We start from the raw sequence: 18,681 nt of genomic DNA, 5'->3' as shown, positions 1-18,681 counted from the left end.
CTGATCGGAGAACCGTGGGGCCGCCGGGCCCGCCCAGGTGTGCGGGCGGGCGCGGCGGCTGCGCCGGTCAGTCCTTCCACACGTCGTTGAGCTTGAGGAAGCTCTCGGAGGTGAAGGCGAAACCGTGGACCTTGTTGCTGACGCCGGCCTTCTGCACCCGCTCGAACAGCGGGAACGTGACGCCCTCGGCGATGAGGTAGTCCTGAAGGTCGGCGTAGGCCTGCTTGCTCTGGGCCGCGTCGGTGGTCTGCAGCGCCTTCGTGAACAGGGTCTGCACCTGGGTGATCCCGGCCGGCGGCGCGGAGGCCCGGGCGAGCGCCTTGGAGTTCGCGACGTCGGGATTGAGGATGAACTGCAGCGCGCCTGGGTCGGCGCGGGTGAAGTATGTGCCGGTCAGGTCGTATTCACCGTTGTTCACGTAGGTGGCCTGCTGCGCCTGGGTGAGGGTGCGCAGGCTCAGGTCGATGCCGACCTTCTTCAGCTGCGCCTGCAGCAGCTCCGAGCCGGCGCTGAACTGCGTCGTCGGGTAGTCGATGGTGAGCTTGGCGCCGTCCTTGAACCGGTAGCCGTCCTTGCCGACCGTCCAGCCGGCCGCGTCGAGGGCCTTCGCGGCGCCGTCGGGGTCGTAGCCGAGCTTGTCCGACTGGGACTTGAAGAACGGCGTGGTCGCGTTGAACGCGCCCTGGACCACCGGGTAGTTCGCGCCGAACACCGTCGTGGCGTAGGTCTTGCGGTCGATGGCCTTGTTCAGCGCCAGCCGCACCTGCGCGTCGCCGAGGACATGACCGGCGGACGTGTTGGCGAACAGCGTGTAGGACACGCCCGGCAGGGACCGCTGCTCGATCTTGTCGCCGGAGCGCTGGATGAGCTGCTCGTCCTGCGGCGTGAACGGGTTGCGGGGCCAGGAGATGTCGGTGGCGCCGCTGATGAGGTTGCCGGTGCGGACGCTGTCCTCGGCGATGTAGTTGAAGACGACCTTGTCCAGGTAGGCCTCGCCACGGTTCTTCGACAGCGACGAACCCCACTGGTAGCCGGTCCGCTTGGTGAGGACCGTCTCGACCTTCGCCGTGTAGTGGTCCAGGACGAACTGCCCGGACCCGACGACGCCCTTGCCGGTGCAGCGTTCCGCCGGGGTCTGCTGGTACTCGGCCGGGTCGGTGATCGCCAGGTTCGTGGTCGACGTCGCCTGCAGGAACGACGAGTTCGGCTTGCTGAGCGTGAACTCGACCGTGCTCGCGTCGACGGCCTTCGCACCGGTGAGGCCCTGCACGTAGGACGCACCGAACGCGGCGCCGTTGGTCGCCTTCACCGTGGCGATCCAGCCGGTGGCGTTGTCGGCGACGGCCTGCGCGTCGAGCTTCTTGCCGTTGCTGAAGGTCACGCCGTCGCGGAGTTTGAAGGTGTACGTGAGGCCGTCCTGGCTGATCTGCCAGCTGGACGCGAGCCACGGCACGATCTCACCGGTCTGCGGGTCCTGGTCGGTGAGCGAGTCGGCGAAGTTCCGGATGATCGACCGGCTCTCGATCCAGTACACCTGGAACGGGTCGATGCAGGCCAGGTTGGGGTTGTCGGGGAAGTACGAGACCTTCAGCGTGCCGCCGCGCTTGGGCGTGCCGCCGTCACCGCCGCTGCTGGCGGCCGGCGTCCCGCCGGCGCATCCGGCCAGGGCGAGCAGCGCGGCGCCGGCCGCGATAAATCGGAATGTGTGCATGGGTGGTTTCCTTCTCGGAAGTCGACTTCAGACGCCGAGGATCCGGCGGCCGCTCGCCACCAGGACGGCGTCGTCCTGCGGTGGGTGGACTCGAATGCAGAGCGCGTCGCGCAGGTGCCGCTCCAGCGGGTGGTGCCGGGACAGGCCCGGGTTGCCCAGCGCGGCCACGGCCGCCTGGGTCGCGGCGATCACCGAGCGGGCGATGGCTACCTTGACGGCGGACAGTTCGGGCAGGATCGACGTGTCGCCGCTCTCGACCCGCAGCAGCGCGCCGTGCAGCAGGGTCTCGGCCTGCACGATCTGCAGGTCGATCTCGCCGGCGACCGACTGGATGCGTTCGGTCTGCGCGATCGCCCGGCCCAGCGCGGTCGGCACCCGCTCCCGGGCGAACGTCACGAACGCCGCCCGCGCGGCCCGGGCCACGCCCAGGTAGAGGGCCGGGTGGCCGAAGCTGCCCGGTCCGGCCATGGCGGCCGGGTCGCGGTACACGCCGTCGGCACCGCGCGGGATCTCGGTGAACGCGTCGGCCGGGATCGTCACGTCCTCGTACACGACGTCGTGGGTGTTGGAGGCGCGCAGCCCCAGGTGGTCCCACGTGTCGACCCAGGTGATCCCGGGCGCGTCACCGGGAACGACGAGGTGCCCGACCCGGGGCCGGTCCGGGTCGCCGTCCGGTTCGTCGGCGACCGCCCACACGACGTGGTAGGCGAGGCCGCTGCCGCCGGTGGCGTACGCCTTGCGCCCGTTGAGCACCCAGCCGTCGGCGGTGCGGGTCGCGGTCGTGCGCGGCAGCCCGCCTCGGGCGGGGGCGCCGAGCTCAGGCTCCGCACGGATCGCGTTGACGAGGGCCGGGCCGTCCTGCGACTGCCGGAGCAGGTCGTGGTACCGCTCGGCCGGCCAGCTCGGCCGGGCCGCCTGCGCGGCGTGGGTCAGCAGCGTGTTGGCGGCGAGCAGCCCGACGGACGCGTCGCCCTCGCCGAGGGCGGTCAGGATGCGCGCGATGTCGCGCGGACCGGCGCCGGGCCCACCGAACTGCGTGCCGACGGCCGCGGTGAGCAGCCCCGCCTCGTGCGCGGCCCGCACCCCCGCCCACGGCAGGGCGCCGGTGCGGTCGTACTCGGCGGCGGTCTCGGCGACCCGCGCGGTGACGGCGGCAAGGGCCGCGTCGGACAGGTCGGGCGTGGTGAAGGTCAGCGGGGGCGCCGCGGCGCTGGTCATCGCTGCCCCGCCGTGGCGAACCGCGCGTAGGCCGGGTCGTAGTTGCCGAGGTGCTCGGCCTGCAGGGTGCCGCGCTGCCCGGTCTCCCGGCGGTGCGCGAGCTCCTGCCGCACCAGGGGCAGGACGTGCTTGCCGTAGTCGACGGCGTCGGCGAGGGTGTCGTAGCCGCGGATCGACACCAGCGACGCGCCGTGGTCGACATAGTCGAGGATCGCGGCGGCAACGGTCTCGGGCGAGCCGACCAGGGCCGTCGAGGCACCCGCCGCGTTGGTGACCGCCGCGGTGCGGGTCCACAGCGCCCGGTCGTAGAGCTCGGAACGCTCCGCGAAGGCGAGAGCCCGCTGCGAGCCGACGTTCTGCGGGGCGCCCTGGCGGTACAGCTGCGCCGGGCCGGGCTTCTGCCAGGTCTCGGCGAGCTTCGCCACGTACTGCTGCGCCTTCTGCCACGCCAGCTCGTCGGTGCGGGCGATGATCGGGCGGAACGTGACCCAGATCCGCGGCAGCGTGGTGCGGCCGGCGGCCCGGGCGATGGCGTGCACCCGGTCGATCTCGCTGCGCAGGTCCGCCAGGGGCTCGCCCCAGAAGCTGAAGATGTCGCCCTTCTCGCCGCCGATCGCGAACGCCTCGTCGGACTGGCCGCCGATCGAGATCGGGATCGGGCCGTCGTAGGGGGCGAAGCCGGGGCCGAAGTTGTCGAACTTGTAGAACTCGCCGTCGTGGCTGAACGCTGCCGGCTCCGTCCACGAGCGGCGCAGGATGTCGACGTACTCGGAGGTCCGCGCGTACCGTCGCCCCTTCGGCAGGTAGTCGCCCTGCCGGGCCTGCTCGGCGTCGTTGCCGCCGGAGATGAGGTGGACGACGGCCCGCCCCTCGGTGAGCTGGTCCAGGGTCGCGAGCTTCTGCGCGCCGACGGTGGGAAACGTGGTGTTGGGCCGCAGCGCGACGATCGGTCGGATCCGCTCGGTGAGCTGGCCGACAGCGCTGGCCACGACGAACGAGTCCGCGCTGCCGGCGCCGTAGGGCAGCAGCGTGTAGTCGTAACCGGCGTCCTCCAGAGCGCGCACGTAGCGGCGGAAGAACGGCAGGTCGATGCCGCGGCTCGGGACCGGGTTCAGCTCCGTCGACGGGTTGAGGTGCGACAGGCTGATGAACTCGACCGCCGGTGCTGCGGTCTGGGGAATCGTGGAGTCGAACGTCAGCGCGTCGCTCATGCGTGTTCCTCCCTCTCTGCTTCGATCTCCTAGTTCACCTATCAGTTTGGTAGGAGATTGACCTGTTGTCCAATACGAATCCGGACTCGGCACCGACCGCGATTCACGATCGGTCGAACTCTTGCCAACTCCTATGTCACCGGTATGAAAATGGAGACGTGTCGTCCAACGGAGCAAGCATGAGCGCGGTTGAGCTGCGCCGGGTCTTCAGCGCCTTCCCCAGCGGGGTCACTGCGGTGGCGGCGCTGATCGACGGCGCGCCCGTCGGGCTGGCCGCGAGCTCGTTCACCTCGGTGTCCCTGGACCCGCCACTGGTGTCGATCTGCATCGCGAAGACCTCCAGCACGTGGCGCGCCCTGCGGCAGGCAAGGCGGCTCGGCGTCAGCGTCCTCGCCGCCCACCAGGAGCACCTCGGGCGGCAGCTCGGCAGCCGCGGCGGTGACCGCTTCGCCGGCGCGACCTGGCGCACGACCCGCAACGGCGAGATCCTGCTCGACGGCGCCTGCGCCTGGCTGGACTGCAGCATCGAGAGCGAGATCCCGGCCGGCGACCACGACATCATCCTGCTGCGGGTGCACGCCCTCGACGCGGACCGTGGCGTCCCGCCGCTGGTCTTCCACCAGAGCACGTTCAGCAGGCTGCACCGCGCCGCCTGAGGCTTCCTTTCGACGGCGCGGTGCGGCCCCGGGTTGTCAGTTCTCCGGTGCGACGGTCGGGAGTCCGGCCTCGGCCCAGGCGGTGAAGCCGCCGTCGACGTGCACGACGTTCGTGAAGCCGCGGGCCTGCAGCTCCGCGGCGACCGGCCCGGATCCCACGATCGAGCCGCACACCACCACGATCGGCGTGTCCAGGGACACGATCGGCGCGTGCCGCTCCGGGGAGTCCAGGCCGAACTCGGCGGCGATGCGCTTACGGTCGGCGATGATCGCGCCCGGGACGGTGCCGTCGGTGGCGCGCCGCGGCGCGCTCCGCACGTCGATGAGGACCGCGCCGTCCGTGACCCGCCGCCCGGCCTCCGCCGCGTCGACCAGCGGCGCCGGCGGGTACGGGTCGGCGCCGGTCACGGCCGGCCGGTCCGGCAGCGCCGCCCACTGCGACCACGACCCCGGGTACAGCACGACGTCGTCGATGCCGGCGAGGCTCAGCGCGGCGATCTGGTGCGCGGCGGTGACCCCGGAGCCGCAGTAGACGCCGACGGGGCGGCCGGGCGTGATCCCGAGCGCGGCGAACCGCTCGGCGAGCTCGGCCGGGTCGCGGAACGTGCCGCCGTCGGTGAGGTTGTCCGAGGTGGGTGCGCTGACGGCGCCCGGGATGTGCCCCGGCCGCGGGTCGTAGGGGTTGGGTTCGCCGCGGTACCGGTCGGTGGCGCGCGCGTCCAGCAGCACGCCGCCGTCGGTGACCAGACGGGCGACGCCGTCCGGGTCCGTCGACGGCAGCGCCCCGGCGGTGAGCGTCACGTCACCCTGCTCCGGCTTCTCCTCGCCGGTGGCGAGGGGATGCCCGGCCGCCCTCCACGCGGCGAGGCCACCGTCGAGCAGCCGGACGTCGGCGACGCCGGCCCAGCGCAGCAGCCACCACGCCCTGGCCGCGGCGAGGTTGCCGTTGTCGTCATAGGCGACCACGGTGTCACCCGCGTTGATGCCCCAGCGCCGCGCGGCGGCCTGCAGGTCGGCGACGTCCGGCAGCGGGTGGCGGCCCGTGCCCTCGCCGGCGGGTGCGGCGAGGTCCGTGTCGAGGTCGGCGTAGACGGCGCCGGGGATGTGGCGGTCGAGGTACTGCGCGTGCCCGGCCGGGTCACCGAGACGCCAGCGCACGTCGAGCAGCCGCACGGTGCCGGACTGCGGATCGGCTTCGGGGAGGATGCGCTCGGCGAGCTCGGCGACGCTCACGAGCACGGGTGTCTGGGACATCAAATGGCCTTTCCTGGGTTGAGGATGCCGGCGGGGTCGAAGAGCTGCTTGATACGGCGCTGCAGGGCGAGGACGCCCGGGCCGAGCTCGCGCTCCAGCCACGGGTGCTTGAGCAGGCCGACGCCGTGCTCGGCGCTGACCGTGCCGCCGAGGGCGAGCGCGAGGGCGAAGATCTCGTCCGCGGCGCGGTGCGCGGCCGCGGGGTCACCGGGTGGCAGCAGGATGATCGGGTGGAGATTGCCGTCGCCCGCGTGCGCGAACACGAAGATGTCGGTGCCGGTGGCGTCGGCGATCTTGTGTACGCCGTCGACGGCCTCGGCGAGCCGCGACCGGGGCACCGCGATGTCCTCGATCAGGACCCGGCCTTTCGCCTCGATGGCCGGCAGCGCGTCGCGGCGGGCCGCGGCGAGGTCGGCGGCGACCGCCGGGTCCTCTGTGGTCTGGACACCACGGGCGGTGCGGGCCAGCACCTCCGCGACGACAGCGATCTCCTCCCCCGCGCCGAAGCCGTCGGTCTGCACGAGCAACAGTGCCCCACCCTGCCCGGCGTGGCCGCTGCCGCGCAGGTCGTCAATGGCGGCGAGGGTCGGCCCGTCCACGAGTTCGAGCACGGCGGGGCGGACACCGGCGGTACCCAGGGCGACCGACGCCTCGGCGGCCTCCGTCACCGTGGCGAAGTACGCGACCGCGGTCGCCACCCGCACGGGCCTCGGCAGCAGCCGCACGGTCGCGCCGACGACGACGCCGAGGGTGCCCTCGGAGCCGACGAACAGGCTGACGAGGTCGAGCCCGACGACGCCCTTCACGGTGTCGTGCCCGACGTGCAGCAAGGTGCCGTCGGCGAGCACGACGTCGAGGGCCAGGACGCTGTCACGGGTGACGCCGTACTTCGCACCGCGCAGCCCGCCCGCGTTGGTGGCGACGTTGCCGCCGACAGTGCAGATCGCGACGCTGCCGGGGTCGGGCGCGTACATCAGGCCGTGCGCGGCGGCGGCGCGGTCGAGGTCGGCGGTGATGACGCCCGGCTCGACGCGCGCGATCCCGTCGGCCGCGTCGATGCCGAGGAGCCGGTCGAGCCCCGACACGTCGAGCACGATCGCGTCGCGGCCGGTGACGGCGCCGCCCGCCAGCCCGGTGCCCGCGCCGCGGGTGACGACGGGCGTGCCGGTGCGGCTCGCCTCGGCGAGGGTCCGCTGCACGTCGGCGACGGTCCGGGCCCGCACGACGGCGCGCGGCGGGCCGTCGGGCACGAACCCGGACCGGTCGGTGAAGACCGCGGTGTCAGGCACCGGCATCCGCCGTCACTGTCAGCAGGTCTCTCACCCGGTTCGTCCCCGGCGGCAGCCCGGCGGCGGCCTGCGCGCCGAGCAGGCGCTGGAGCCGCTCGTTGACCGGGGTCGCGACGCCGTGCCGGCGGCCGAGCCGGACGATCTCGCCGTTGAGGTGGTCGACCTCGCTGGACGTGCCCCGGGCGAAGCTCTGCCACGTCGACAGCCGCCCCGGCACGTGCCCCGGTACCGGCGCGAACGTCAGGCCGGCCCCGACCCGCATCGCGTCCGCAGCGGCCGGGACGATCCCGGCGGCGGCGTACGCGGCCTCGGCCTCCGAGACGAGCAGCGCACCGGCGCGGGCCTTCTCCTCGTCGGAGCCGTCGAGGAGGTCGAGGCCGTTGCGAACGTTGCCGAGCAGCTTGCGGGCCTTCCACGCGGAGATGTCGGGGACGCTGTGCACGCCGAACCCGGCCGCGGTCAGGTCACGGGCGAAGCGCTCCTGGTCCTCGTCGCCGGCCCGGTCCGGGAACCGGCCGAGCCAGACCACCCCGACGACCGGGAACGACGGGTTGACCACCTCGCCGGCGACCAGGTAGCTCGCTGCCACGGCGACCGTGACGCCGTAGACGCGGCCGAAGCGGCGCAGCGCGTCGTCCTCGGTCGTCAGCCCGTTCTGCACGGTGAGGATCGGCAGGTCGGCGCCGAGGCCGTTGGGTATCCCGTCGTCGTCGTGCACGGGGCGCCAGGCCCAGTCGATGAGCGCCGCCTCGGCGTCCTGCGCCTTCGTCGCCAGCACCAGCACGTCGTCGGTGGTCAGCCGCACCTCGTCGGGGCCGCCGGCGACCGTGAGGGGCACCACGTCGTCGCCGTGCGGCCGCCGGATCCGTAGCCCGTGCTCCCTGATCGCGGCGAGCTGGGCACCGCGGGCGACTAGGACCGACGCGACGCCGGCCAGCTCGAGCTGCGCGGCGAGCAGCCCGCCGACGGCGCCCCCGCCGATCACCACATACCTGGTCATGCGGCACCCACCGTCTCGGCCTCCGGGGTGAGCGGCGGCTGGGCGACGACCTGGCCGCGGCGGCCGGTCGCGGCGCGGTGCGCGAGCTCCTGCCGGACCAGCGGGATGATGTACTTGCCGTAGTCGATCGCGTCGTCGAGGTTGTCGTAGCCGCGGATCGAGATCAGGTCGGCGCCGAGGTCGACGTAGTCGAGGATCGCCGCGGCGACCGTCTCGTAGCTGCCGACCAGCGCGGTCGATGCTCCGGCCGCGCCCGTCGCGGTGGCCGTCGGGGTCCACAGCGCCCGGTCGTGCACGTCCTTGCGGCCGGCGATCTCCAGCAGGCGCTGCGAGCCGACGTTGGCAGGTCCGTCCGTGCCGCTCCAGCGTGCCTTCCACGGCCCGGCGGCGCGCCGGCCCTGGAGGATCTCCAGGATCCGGTGCGCCTTGTCCCAGGCGAGGGCGTCGGTGGCGGCGACGATCGGGCGGAACGTGACCCAGGTGCGCGGGGTGTCCTCGCGGCCGGCCCGGCGGGCCTCGGCGGCGACCCGGTCGATCTGCTGCTTCGTGTCGGCGAGCGGCTCGCCCCAGAGGCCGAAGATGTCGCCGAGCGCGCCACCGACCCGGTACGCCTCGTCCGACGAACCGCCGACGGACACCGGGATCGTGCCGTTGACGGGCCGCACGACCGACACGAAGTCCTCGAACGAGTAGTACGTTCCGGCGTGGCTGAACGGCTCGGTCGACGTCCAGACCCGGCGCAGGATGCGGATGTACTCCTCCTGCCGCTCGTAGCGCTGCGCCTTGGCCAGCCGGTCGCCCTCCCGGGCCTGCTCGGCGTCGCTGCCGCCGGCGATGAAGTGCACGACGGCCCGCCCGCCCGACAGCTGGTCGAGGGTGGCGAGGGCCTTGGCGGCGACGGTCGGATACATCGTGTTGGGCCGCAGCGCGATGATCGGCTTGATCCGCTCGGTGAACTGCGTCAGCGCCGCCGCCACGGTGAACGGGTCGTGGAACGTCGAGTTGTAGGGCACCAGTGTGTAGTCGAACCCGCCGTCCTCCAGGACGTGGGCGTAGCGGCGCAGAAACCCGATGTCGACGGCCGGATCGGCGCGCCCGTTGACCTCGTTGCTGGCGTTGACGTTGATGGCACTGATGAACTCGACCGGCATGGGGTCGCACTCCTCGGTAAGGACGGCGCGGCGCCGAACGGCCGAGCCGCGTCACGGCAATAGCCTACTTACCCGATGGGATTACATCCAATTCGGTTCGATGTCCGGCACCGATCGGCAGACGCGATCGATGCGGGGTTCAGGCGACGCTGCGCAGGTGTGCGCGGGTCGCGAAGAACTCCCGGCTCACCTCGCACGCCATCCGCTCGAGCTCCGGGTCGATGCCCCGGCGGGCCGCGAGGTGCAGCCCGATCGTGCCGACCTCCGGCAGCTCGCGCCGCACCACCAGCCCGGCGGGCGTCCGCCCGGTGCTCGGCAGCAGCGCGACCCCCAGGCCGCCCCGGACCGCCGCGACCACGCCGTCCAGGCTGGTCGACTCGGCGATGATGGCGGCCACACGGCCGTCCGTCTCCAGGGCCTGCAGCGCCCGCTGCCGCAGCCCGCACGGCTCCTCGAACGCCACCACCGGCCACGCCTGACCGGCCGGCGGCGGCGTGAACTGGGCCGCCGAGTACCAGTGCAACGGCAACTCGGTGACCGGCGTGCCGATCGGTTCGGACCCGGCGAGAACCACCGCGAGGTCCAGCGCGCCGCGGGTCACGGCCCGCGCCAGCTGCGTGGACCGGTCGATGCGGAAGCGCACCGTCCGCCCTGGAAACCCGTGCCGCATCACGGCGAGCAGCTGGGGCAGCATCTGGTCGGCCGCGTGCTCCGTGCACCCGACGAGGATCACCTTCTCGGCGACGACCTCGAGCCGGCGCAGCGACTCGTCGTGCACCGCCAGGATCCGCCGCGCCTCGACCAGCAGTGCCTCGCCGTGCACGGTGAGGCGCATCCCGCGCCCCGCCTTCTCGACGAGGGGCTCCTTGAGCCGTCGCTCCAGCAGCCGCACGTGCTGGCTGACCGTGGACTGGCTCATCCGCAGCGCGGCCGCGGCCCGGTGAAACCCACCGCAGTCGGCGATGGCCACCAGTGTGCGCAAGTGGACCAGGTCGAGCGGGTCAGCCACGACGCCCAGCTCCCCAAATCGAAGCGTCCGGCATCATGCGCCCGATAATGCGGACAATCGGCGCCGCCTGTCAATCGCCTCCCATCGTGAGCTCGCGGGCCAGGGTCACTGCGTTGTGGGATAGCTGCTGGTCACGGTGGTGAAGAGGTGCGATCCGTGGCCAAAGCGGCGATTGGCGAGGGCAGGCCGGCCAGCCGTTCCGGGTCGTTGTCGACGCCACGACACGGTGGCCCCGCTCGGCGAAGAGCTCGACGACCGCGCGGCCGATGCCGCTGCCGGCGGCGGTCACCACGACCACCCGGACGGGTTCCGCCATGCCACTATTCCGATCTGCTTTATAGGTTTATGGTTCAGGCATGAGCGTAACCGATGAGCTGCTGGCCAACGCCGAGCGGTACGCCGCCGGCTTCGCCAAGGGCGACCTGCCGCTGCCGCCGGCGAAGCAGATCGCGATCGTCGCGTGCATGGACGCGCGGCTCAACCCCTACGGCCTGCTCGGCCTGCAGGAGGGCGACGCGCACGTCATCCGCAACGCCGGGGGCGTCATCACCGCCGACGAGCTGCGCAGCCTCGCGATCAGCCAGCGCCTGCTGGGCACTCGCGAGATCGTGCTCGTCCACCACACCGATTGCGGGATGCTGACCTTCACCGACGACGGCTTCAAGGCCGGCATCCTGGCCGATGTGGGCGTCAAGCCGGCCTGGTCGGCCGAGGCGTTCAGCGACCTCGACGACGACGTGCGCCAGTCGGCCCGGCGTATCCTCGACGACCCGTTCATCCCGCACAAGGACTCGGTGCGTGGCTTCGTGTACGACGTGGCGACCGGGAAGCTGCGGGAGGTACCGACTGGGAGATAGTCAGCAGCGAAGGGCGTGGCGGCGATGGGTGGCCCGCGACACCAGCGAGGCCGTGAGCAGCCGCCGCGGCGGGAAGACCACCGGCGCGTTACTGCCCGACAGGTCCAGCGCTCGAAGGCGGCAGGCATGCCATGGCAGAGTCGGGACCAGCGAGGCCGCGGCGGCGCAACGCTCGGCGGTAGTGCCTGGCGGATCTGCTGACCGATCAGCTCACTCACCACGGATCCGAGGCCGACACCGACCACGATTCGCGATCGGTCGAGCACTTGGCCATATCCTATTATTTTGATAGGAATATGACATGGACATCGTTCCACACCCCACCGAGCTGCGCCGGGTCTTCGGTGCCTTTCCGAGCGGCGTCACGGCCGTGGCCGCCCTGGTCGACGGTGTGCCGGTGGGCCTGGCGGCCAGCTCCTTCACCTCGGTGTCGCTCGAGCCGCCGCTGGTGTCGATCTGCATCGCCCGCACCTCGAGCACCTGGCCCCGGCTGCGCCGCGCCGGGCGGCTCGGCGTCAGCGTGCTCTCCGCCCGCCAGGCGCACCTTGGCCGCCAGCTCTCCGCCCGCGGCGGCGACCGCTTCGCCGGAGTGACCTGGCGCGCGACCCACGGCGGGGAGATCCTGCTCGACGGCGCCTGCGCGTGGCTCGACTGCAGCATCGACCGCGAGATCGAGGCCGGCGACCACGACATCGTCCTGCTGCGGGTGCATGCGCTCGACGCCGATCGCGGCGTACCGCCGCTGGTGTTCCACCAGAGCAGGTTCGGCCAGCTGGACTCGGCAGCCTGAAACAGCCGACCGACGCTCAGCCCGTCAGGACGTCCGATGGCCGGATCAGTGGTCCCAGTCGCCGTCAGCACGTTCTGGCGGCTGCGGCAGGTCGGACCGGGCGGCGAGGACATCGGACCACCATCGCCGGGCCACCCGAGGGTGGGAACGCAGCCAGCCGATGAGCGCCTTCTCACCGTACGCAGCCAGCAGCGGGTTGTTCGGATTGCTACTGATCCCGCGGGCCTTGGCCGCCAGCTCAGGCGGCAACGGGATCGGCTGGACCACCGCGTCGAGTCTGGGGCCGAGAAAGAACGGCACCGAGTACCGGTCCACATCGGATGGTGGACTCACCACGCGGTGGACGGTGGCCCGCAGGTATCCCGCGGTGGCGACCTCCAGCAGCTCACCGATGTTGCAGACGAGCGCGCCACCGGCTGCGATGCCCCCGGCCGGACTCAGCTGCCGGCCAGGAACCTGGTCAGCACACGGGTGCCGAACTCGAGGCCGTCGACCGGGACTCGCTCATCGACGCCGTGGAAGAGCGCGGTGAAGTCCAGGTCCGGGGGCAGGCGCAGGGGCGCGAAGCCGAAGTTTCGGATGCCGAGCAGCTGGAACGACTTGGCGTCGGTACCCGCCGACAACATGTAGGGCAGCAACCTGGCCCCCGGGTCCTCGACCGTGATCGCCGCCGTCATCGCCTCGACCAGGTGCCCGTCGAACGAGGTCTCCACCGGTGGCAACTGGTCCCAGTCCAGCTCGACGTCCGGCCCAAGCACCTCCGCGAGCGTCTTGGCGAACACGTCCTCCCGGCCCGGCAGCATCCGCCCGTCGACGGTCGCCGTGGCCACGGACGGCACCACGTTCGTCTTGTACCCGGCGTTGAACATCGTCACGTTCGCCGTGTCCCGCAGTGTCGCGCCGATCAGCCGCGCGAGCGAGCCGAGCCGGGCCACCGCCGCTTCCGGGTCATCGGGGTCGAACGCCACCCCGGTCAGCTCGGCCACGCCCTCCAGGAACTCGCGGGTCGCACCGGTCAGCACGATCGGGAACCGGTGCGCGTCGAGCCGGGCCACGGCGGCGGCGAGCTTCGCCACGGCGTTGTCGGTGTGCACCATGGAGCCGTGCCCGGCGGCGCCGCGGGCCTTGAGCCGCAGCCACATGATGCCCTTCTGCGCCGTCTCCACGAGATACGCCCGCACGTCGTCGCCGAGGGTCACCGAGAAACCGCCCACCTCGCTCACCGCCTCAGTGACGCCCTCGAAAAGCTCTGGCCGGTGCTGCACCAGCCACCGGGCACCGTTGAAGCCGCCGGCCTCCTCGTCGGCCAGAAACGCGAAGACAAGATCCCGCGGCGGTAGCGTCCCGTCGCGCTTGAACTGGCGGGCGACCGCGAGGCTCATGGCGACCATGTGCTTCATGTCGATCGCCCCGCGCCCCCACACGTAGCCGTCGCGGATCTCCCCGGAGAACGGGTGCACGCTCCACTCGGCCGGGTCGGCCGGCACGACGTCCAGATGCCCGTGGACGAGCAGTGCGCCCCGGCTCGAGTCGGCCCCGGCCAGTCGCACTACGACATTCCCGCGGCCAGGCCCGGACTCGACGTACTGCGGCTCATAGCCGACCTCGGCCAGCTTCTCCGCCACGTATTCGGCCGCGACCCGCTCACCGGCCAGGGTCGCAGGATCGCCGGTGTTCGTCGTGTCGATCCGGATCAGGTCGCTCGTCAGCCCGGCCACCTCGTCCGCAGCGCTGCGCGTCATGCCGTAACCCTACATGCCAGGTAGGAAATACGACGACGGCCCCGCCGCGGCCGCTGTCAGTCGGGCAGCTCGGCGATCGTGCGGGCCCAGTCACGCAACGGCGAGTCGACCGCCGCCGCGACGTACCGCCGGAACTGCTCCCGGCTCTCGCCCCGACGGATGCCGCCGAACACGGCCGGCGCCTGATGCCAGCGGGAGCCGGCGCCGGGTTGCCAGGTCGCGGCGATCCGGGCGGCGCCGTCATCGGGCGACTCGACGCCGTAATACACCTCTCGCACGCCGAGGGCCATCGCCGCGCCGAGACACATGACACACGGCTCGAGGTTGACACCCAGCCGCAACGGCCGCTCGTGCTCGACCCAGCCGAACCGCTCATCGGCCTCCATCATGGCTAGCAGCCCAGCGTGCACCAGCCGCCGGCCGTGCCCCCGCTCATGGGTGTAGGCCCAGCCGACCACGTCGTCACCAGCCAGCACGACCGCACCGATGGGCAGCTCGCCGACCTTCAGGCCGGCCGCTGCCGCCTCGATGGCGGCGCCGACGATCTCCTCTGGAGTCACTCCCCCATCCTGAACGGCACCCGGCCCGGACGCCATATCACCGAACCGTCCATGTACAGCGGCACGGACGGTTGGACTGGCCTCGTCAGAGCCGGCTGATCCGGCCGGGCGGACGCTCTGTTCGAGCTGACCGAGGCGGTGTTGTGCGCCGACGGGCCGGTCGGCAGTCTGGCCGGGCTGAGTCTGGCCGCCGAGCATCGCCAGGGCCATGGGGCGTTGTACGACGCGGTCAACCAGGGCCGGGTCGAGCTGGGCCGGCCGATCGACCATTGCCGCGGCCGGGGTCGCGTCCAGGGTCGCGTCCGGATGGTGGCTGGCGCTGGTCGAGCACCACAGCCAGACCGGTTTCGCGGTTGCGCCGGAGGGCAGCCGGGTCACGTCGAGGCGGATCAGGGTGCCTTCCAGGATCGGCAGGTCGGGGCAGTCGGCCCAGGCGGCGCGGCGGGTCAGGCGCGGGTGCAGCCGGTGCCAGGCGCGGGCTGTGGCGGTGCCGTAGAGACGGGTCTCGGTCACCGTGGTCACGTCCGGTTCGCCCCAGCTGGCCGGGTCACCGAAGATGAACTCGCCGCCGTGCCGGCGGGGCCGCCCCAGGACACCCGGCTGTCGGGGTGGGATGGGCCGGCGCAGTACCCGGTCCGAGCGCAGCCGGGCCAGCACCCGCACCGGCAGATCCCTCAGCAGCCAGGCCAGGCGGGCGACGTCGTAGCCGGCGTCCATCACGACCCACATCTGCGGGTCGCCGGGCCGCCAGTGCCCGGCGGTGATCAGCCGGGCGAGCACGTCACGGATCTGCCCCGCGGTGACCGCTGCCAGATCAGCGCCCGGCGCCAGGCGCACCGCGTCCAGCGCTGTGCACATCCACGTCTCCGCCGGCGGAGAGGGACAAACAGTTGTCGGGCATCTACATCGCGCAGTTGTCTCGCACTGGTTCGTCCGGGCGCATGTGACGCCGGTTGACTGATCACGCCACCCCACCACGTAGATGAAGTCCTAACCGACCACTTCATCCCCCACAGCCGGACCGCTCATGCCGGTCGGTGCACGTCGGCCGCTGGCGTGGGCGGTATGGTCGAGCCAGTGCTGGGCGAGGCCGGTGTCGCCGGTCGCGACAGCTCAACGAATCGACGCGCCGACGCGAACGTGTGCGTGCCATCCAATGCCCGCGGATGGCACGCGGCAAAGCCCGTCGCGCGGCTGGTCGATCACCATGGGCCGGGCTACCACTCGGCGCGCTCGGCATCTCGAGGCGTGGCGACTTCGGACTCCGGGTCGGTCGGCAGTTCGTCAGGTTCGTCCGTGTCCGTGTCGAGTGGCGGGACGGGTGCGGGCTTTCGCGGCGGTACAGACTGCCAGGAGAAGGCCAAAGAGCCGCCGAGCAGGCCGAGGAGCAGACCGATCAGGAAGCCGCCCAGGTTGGACGTGACCCAGGAGGCGAGGGCCATGAGCAGGGCCAGGATCGAGTAGAAGGTGCGGTTCTCCGGGCTGAACCAGAGCAGGACCCCGCACAGCAGCATGATGATGGGCACGAGGTAGCCGGCCAGGCCCTGCATGCCGATGTGGAGCACCACCGGCAGCGGGGCCTTGACCGTCAGGAAGATCTCGACGGCGGCGACGACGATGAACAGGCCGCCCCAGAAGGGGCGGCTGCGTCGCCAGCGGCGGAAGGAGCGGCGCAACTCAGCAGCCCTCGTCGCTGAAGCTCATGTGCAGGTTGGGCAGGATGAAGGTGGCGGCCGTGGTGGCGTAGTTGTTCTGCCGCAGGTGCTGGATGCGCACGGTCTCGGCCTGCTGGCCGAAGATGCCGATCCCGCCGGTGGCGCCGGGCACGCGGGTCAGCGTGCTGGCGTCCTGGCCGATGTCGATCGAGGTGAAGCTGGCGTCGCCGGAGATGAGGTCCGAGTCGACGATGAGCTTGGTGGCGGTGACGGGGTGCTGGGCGTCGCCCGCGGTCAGCTTCAGGTTCGTCCCGCCCAGGTTGATGCTCTGACACAGATTGGTCAGCTTGGCGTTGTCGACCGCCGAGACGATGAGGATCAGCTGGCCCCCGGTGTCGCCCTCGTTGGGGCTGCCGGGCTCCATCGTGTCGAGCACCGCATACTGCTCGAAGCCCGTGCCCTGCAGCTCGTCCGCGGTCACCACGAACGGCAGCCCGGACACCGAGAAGGACGCGGCGATGACGCCTTGACCGGTGAGCACCACGAGCCCGGCGGTAACCGCCGTGGAAATGCCCATCGTCAATGCGAATCGGCGCCAGCGGGTCTTTCCCTGCGGCTGTTCTTCCTGATCTTCGGCCTGGGTCATGGCGGGACCTCCACGCACTCGACGGACGGCGGTCACCCGGAAGTTACTCGCGGGTATTGATCAGGTCAACCCTGGTTGCCCGTATTTCACCGGTTGAAAACTCCGGCGGTTTTCGATCTCTGTGGACAGATCATCGCCGAACGCATTCTTGACGTTAGATACTCGACGGGTTTACAACTCGTCACACCCCGCCGAAATCCAGCAGGAGGTTCCATGCGCTCCAAACGTGTGTCCGCCGCGACCGCGGTGATGGCCGCCGGCATCCTCGCGGTCTTCGGCACCCCCGCAAGTGCACAACCGGCGGCGGCCGCGAAGCCGACCGGCATCTACGCCGGGATGGGCAACTGCCCGCTGTCCAGCCCGGTCCTCGCCGACCCGGGCAACCAGCAGGTCGGCTGCGTCATCTCGGTGACCCGCGGCGGCAGCGTCACGATCGGCTCCACCACGGTCGCGCTCACCCAGCCGATCACGCTGCAGTTCGGCGTGTACTGGCCGGCGAGCGGTCCGACGGTCGAGTTCCCGGACGGCACCGTCGCCAACGTGTTCAGCACCGTGCCGTCCGCCGACGGCAAGACGCTGACGTCGTCGCCGCTGCAGGTCCCGATCCCGGGGCTGGCCAACTTCCTGCCCGGCGTCACCAGCGCGTTCGCCCAGGTCGAGCTGGCCGGTCCGATCACCGAGTTCATCCCGCTCGCCACCGGCGAGCCCGCCCCGGTGTTCCGCCTGCCGATCAAGCTCCACCTGTTCAACGCGCTCTTCGGGCTGCGCTGCTACATCGGCTCGAACAGCAGCCCGATCGTGCTCGGCCCGACCACCGGCACGACCAGCCCGCCGCCGCCCAACGTCCCGATCACCGGGGACGCCGGCGTCATCGACCTCGCCTCGGACCCGAACGGCTTCGGCGCCTTCGTCGTGTCGTTCTCCGGCGCGACGCTGGTGGACAACAGCGTCAGGGTGCCGGTGGCCAACGGCTGCGGCATCGGCGGCTCGCTGGACTGGGTCATCAACACCGTGTTCGGCCTGCCCGCCGCGGCCGGACGCAACACCGTCGTGTTCAGCCAGACGGACACGTCGCTGGCCGTCGACTCGAGCCTCGGCGACCTCAAGCAGGCCATCGCCGCGTCCGCGCACTGAACGGCCGCGGAACCCCGCACGAGAAAGGCTCCTCCATGCGCAAGCTCTGGACCCTGTCCGCCGCCGCGCTCACCGCGGTCCTGGCGGCCGGGCTGCTCCCCGCCGCGGCGCACGCCGCGACCGTCAACGTGCTGACCACCGTCAGCGTCGGCGGCCCCAACGTGGCCAACGGCGACGCGGTCTCCGCGCCGCTGAAGACCGGCACCACGGCCACGTTCTACAGCACGCCGGGCAGCTCCAGCTTCATCACGTGCACGGTGTCGAACTTCGGCGCCACCGTGACGAGCAACGTGCCCGCGCCCGGCACCGCCGGCGAGTCGCTGACCCTGCAGAACTTCTCGTCGTGCACACCGACGGGCATCCCGACCGTCACCGCGGTGCAGAGCATCGTGGTGAACAACCTGCCGTACGCCACCACCGTGACCTCGCCGCCGAGCAACCAGGTCAAGGTGACCGGCACCGCCACCCTGCCGATCCAGACGACCATGAAGCTCACGTCGGGCCTCGGCACCATCACCTGCGTCTACCGCGCCGACCTCAACCAGGTGGTCGGCGTGGCGAACAACGTCGGCCAGTCCATCACGTTCACGAACCAGAAGTTCAACCGCTTCTCAGGCCCGTCCGCGTGCTTCCCGAACGGCTACTTCAGCGCCGCCTACGGCCCGGTGAAGGACACCACCGTCGCCGGCAGCCCGCTGGTGTTCGTCAACTGAAGCCCGCCGCGGGGTGAGAAGGCGCGGCCACCGGCGCCCGGCCGCATGCCTCCAGCAGGGCGGTGACGTGCGCGAGCGCGCCCCT

17 protein-coding genes and 3 pseudogenes are annotated in these 18,681 nt (G+C 71.6%); 6 read left to right on the top strand and 14 right to left on the bottom strand.

Annotation, left to right across the window (positions count from 1 at the left end; translation table 11 throughout):
* Positions 1 to 67: 67 nt before the first annotated feature.
* Genes AB0I21_RS46695 through AB0I21_RS46685 form a run of 3 tightly spaced genes read right to left on the bottom strand, consistent with a single transcriptional unit; the run spans position 68 to position 4,140 of the window.
* Positions 68 to 1,711, bottom strand: a complete 1,644-nt coding sequence (locus tag AB0I21_RS46695; protein WP_360570786.1) for an ABC transporter substrate-binding protein — start codon at positions 1,709 to 1,711, stop codon at positions 68 to 70.
* Between the two features lie 27 nt (positions 1,712 to 1,738).
* Positions 1,739 to 2,929, bottom strand: coding sequence for an acyl-CoA dehydrogenase family protein (locus AB0I21_RS46690; protein WP_360570784.1), 1,191 nt, complete (start codon positions 2,927 to 2,929; stop codon positions 1,739 to 1,741).
* Positions 2,926 to 4,140, bottom strand: a complete 1,215-nt coding sequence (locus tag AB0I21_RS46685) for an LLM class flavin-dependent oxidoreductase (protein ID WP_360570782.1) — start codon at positions 4,138 to 4,140, stop codon at positions 2,926 to 2,928. The genes AB0I21_RS46690 and AB0I21_RS46685 overlap by 4 nt, the downstream gene beginning before the upstream one ends.
* A gap of 179 nt (positions 4,141 to 4,319) precedes the next feature.
* On the opposite strand from AB0I21_RS46685, the gene AB0I21_RS46680 reads away from it, so the two are divergent.
* On the top strand, positions 4,320 to 4,796 hold the full coding sequence (locus tag AB0I21_RS46680) for a flavin reductase family protein (protein ID WP_360570780.1): 477 nt from the start codon (positions 4,320 to 4,322) through the stop codon (positions 4,794 to 4,796).
* 36 nt (positions 4,797 to 4,832) lie between these two features.
* Here the strand turns inward: AB0I21_RS46680 and AB0I21_RS46675 are convergent, their stop codons facing one another.
* The 5 genes from AB0I21_RS46675 to AB0I21_RS46655 form a co-directional block, all read right to left on the bottom strand.
* Positions 4,833 to 6,050, bottom strand: coding sequence for a rhodanese-like domain-containing protein (locus AB0I21_RS46675; protein ID WP_360570778.1), 1,218 nt, complete (start codon positions 6,048 to 6,050; stop codon positions 4,833 to 4,835).
* Positions 6,050 to 7,345, bottom strand: a complete 1,296-nt coding sequence (locus AB0I21_RS46670; protein WP_360570776.1) for an FAD-linked oxidase C-terminal domain-containing protein — start codon at positions 7,343 to 7,345, stop codon at positions 6,050 to 6,052. Before AB0I21_RS46670 ends, AB0I21_RS46675 begins: the two co-directional genes overlap by 1 nt.
* Positions 7,332 to 8,339: a 2-dehydropantoate 2-reductase N-terminal domain-containing protein gene (locus AB0I21_RS46665; protein ID WP_360570774.1), complete on the bottom strand. Its 1,008-nt coding sequence runs from the start codon at positions 8,337 to 8,339 to the stop codon at positions 7,332 to 7,334. Before AB0I21_RS46665 ends, AB0I21_RS46670 begins: the two co-directional genes overlap by 14 nt.
* A complete protein-coding gene (locus AB0I21_RS46660) occupies positions 8,336 to 9,490 on the bottom strand; it encodes an LLM class flavin-dependent oxidoreductase (protein WP_360570772.1) in 1,155 nt (384 codons plus the stop codon). Before AB0I21_RS46660 ends, AB0I21_RS46665 begins: the two co-directional genes overlap by 4 nt.
* A 139-nt stretch (positions 9,491 to 9,629) precedes the next feature.
* Positions 9,630 to 10,499 (bottom strand): LysR substrate-binding domain-containing protein, encoded by an 870-nt coding sequence (locus AB0I21_RS46655; RefSeq protein ID WP_360570770.1) that lies wholly within the window; start codon positions 10,497 to 10,499, stop codon positions 9,630 to 9,632.
* 356 nt (positions 10,500 to 10,855) lie between these two features.
* On the opposite strand from AB0I21_RS46655, the gene AB0I21_RS46650 reads away from it, so the two are divergent.
* A complete protein-coding gene (locus tag AB0I21_RS46650) occupies positions 10,856 to 11,356 on the top strand; it encodes a carbonic anhydrase (protein ID WP_360570768.1) in 501 nt (166 codons plus the stop codon).
* 301 nt (positions 11,357 to 11,657) lie between these two features.
* Complete coding sequence (locus tag AB0I21_RS46645; protein WP_360570766.1) at positions 11,658 to 12,146, top strand: flavin reductase family protein; 489 nt, start codon at positions 11,658 to 11,660, stop codon at positions 12,144 to 12,146.
* A 45-nt stretch (positions 12,147 to 12,191) separates the two neighbouring features.
* On the opposite strand, the gene AB0I21_RS46640 is transcribed toward AB0I21_RS46645, so the two are convergent.
* From AB0I21_RS46640 to AB0I21_RS46630, 3 genes and pseudogenes are all read right to left on the bottom strand, one after another.
* Complete coding sequence (locus AB0I21_RS46640) at positions 12,192 to 12,569, bottom strand: 2OG-Fe(II) oxygenase family protein (RefSeq protein WP_360570850.1); 378 nt, start codon at positions 12,567 to 12,569, stop codon at positions 12,192 to 12,194.
* Between the two features lie 14 nt (positions 12,570 to 12,583).
* On the bottom strand, positions 12,584 to 13,888 hold the full coding sequence (locus tag AB0I21_RS46635) for a M20/M25/M40 family metallo-hydrolase (RefSeq protein WP_360570764.1): 1,305 nt from the start codon (positions 13,886 to 13,888) through the stop codon (positions 12,584 to 12,586).
* Between the two features lie 56 nt (positions 13,889 to 13,944).
* Positions 13,945 to 14,424, bottom strand: a pseudogene (locus AB0I21_RS46630) (deaminase); the annotation flags it as partial.
* A gap of 129 nt (positions 14,425 to 14,553) precedes the next feature.
* Between AB0I21_RS46630 and AB0I21_RS46625 the strand changes: the two are divergent.
* Positions 14,554 to 14,706 (top strand): annotated as a pseudogene (locus AB0I21_RS46625) (transposase); the annotation flags it as partial.
* Positions 14,707 to 14,772: 66 nt separating this feature from the next.
* Here the strand turns inward: AB0I21_RS46625 and AB0I21_RS46620 are convergent.
* The 3 genes and pseudogenes from AB0I21_RS46620 to AB0I21_RS46610 form a co-directional block, all read right to left on the bottom strand.
* Positions 14,773 to 15,294, bottom strand: a pseudogene (locus AB0I21_RS46620) (transposase); the annotation flags it as partial.
* 371 nt (positions 15,295 to 15,665) lie between these two features.
* Positions 15,666 to 16,124: a DUF6114 domain-containing protein gene (locus AB0I21_RS46615; RefSeq protein WP_360570762.1), complete on the bottom strand. Its 459-nt coding sequence runs from the start codon at positions 16,122 to 16,124 to the stop codon at positions 15,666 to 15,668.
* 1 nt (position 16,125) lies between these two features.
* Entirely contained in the window at positions 16,126 to 16,749 is a 624-nt protein-coding gene (locus AB0I21_RS46610) for a DUF6230 family protein (protein ID WP_344505510.1), read from the bottom strand.
* Positions 16,750 to 16,962: 213 nt separating this feature from the next.
* Here AB0I21_RS46610 and AB0I21_RS46605 point away from each other — a divergent pair, with 213 nt between their 5' ends.
* Both AB0I21_RS46605 and AB0I21_RS46600 read left to right on the top strand, forming a co-directional pair.
* Complete coding sequence (locus AB0I21_RS46605; protein WP_344505512.1) at positions 16,963 to 17,883, top strand: hypothetical protein; 921 nt, start codon at positions 16,963 to 16,965, stop codon at positions 17,881 to 17,883.
* A 35-nt stretch (positions 17,884 to 17,918) separates the two neighbouring features.
* Positions 17,919 to 18,596 (top strand): Tat pathway signal sequence domain protein, encoded by a 678-nt coding sequence (locus AB0I21_RS46600; protein ID WP_344505513.1) that lies wholly within the window; start codon positions 17,919 to 17,921, stop codon positions 18,594 to 18,596.
* Positions 18,597 to 18,681: the final 85 nt, after the last annotated feature.

Source organism: Dactylosporangium sp. NPDC050588, assembly GCF_040654975.1.
GTDB classification, from domain to species: Bacteria; Actinomycetota; Actinomycetes; order Mycobacteriales; family Micromonosporaceae; genus Dactylosporangium; species Dactylosporangium maewongense.
The sequence above is the reverse complement of the archived record's forward strand: the minus strand, read 5'-3'. Positions and strand labels throughout refer to the sequence as shown.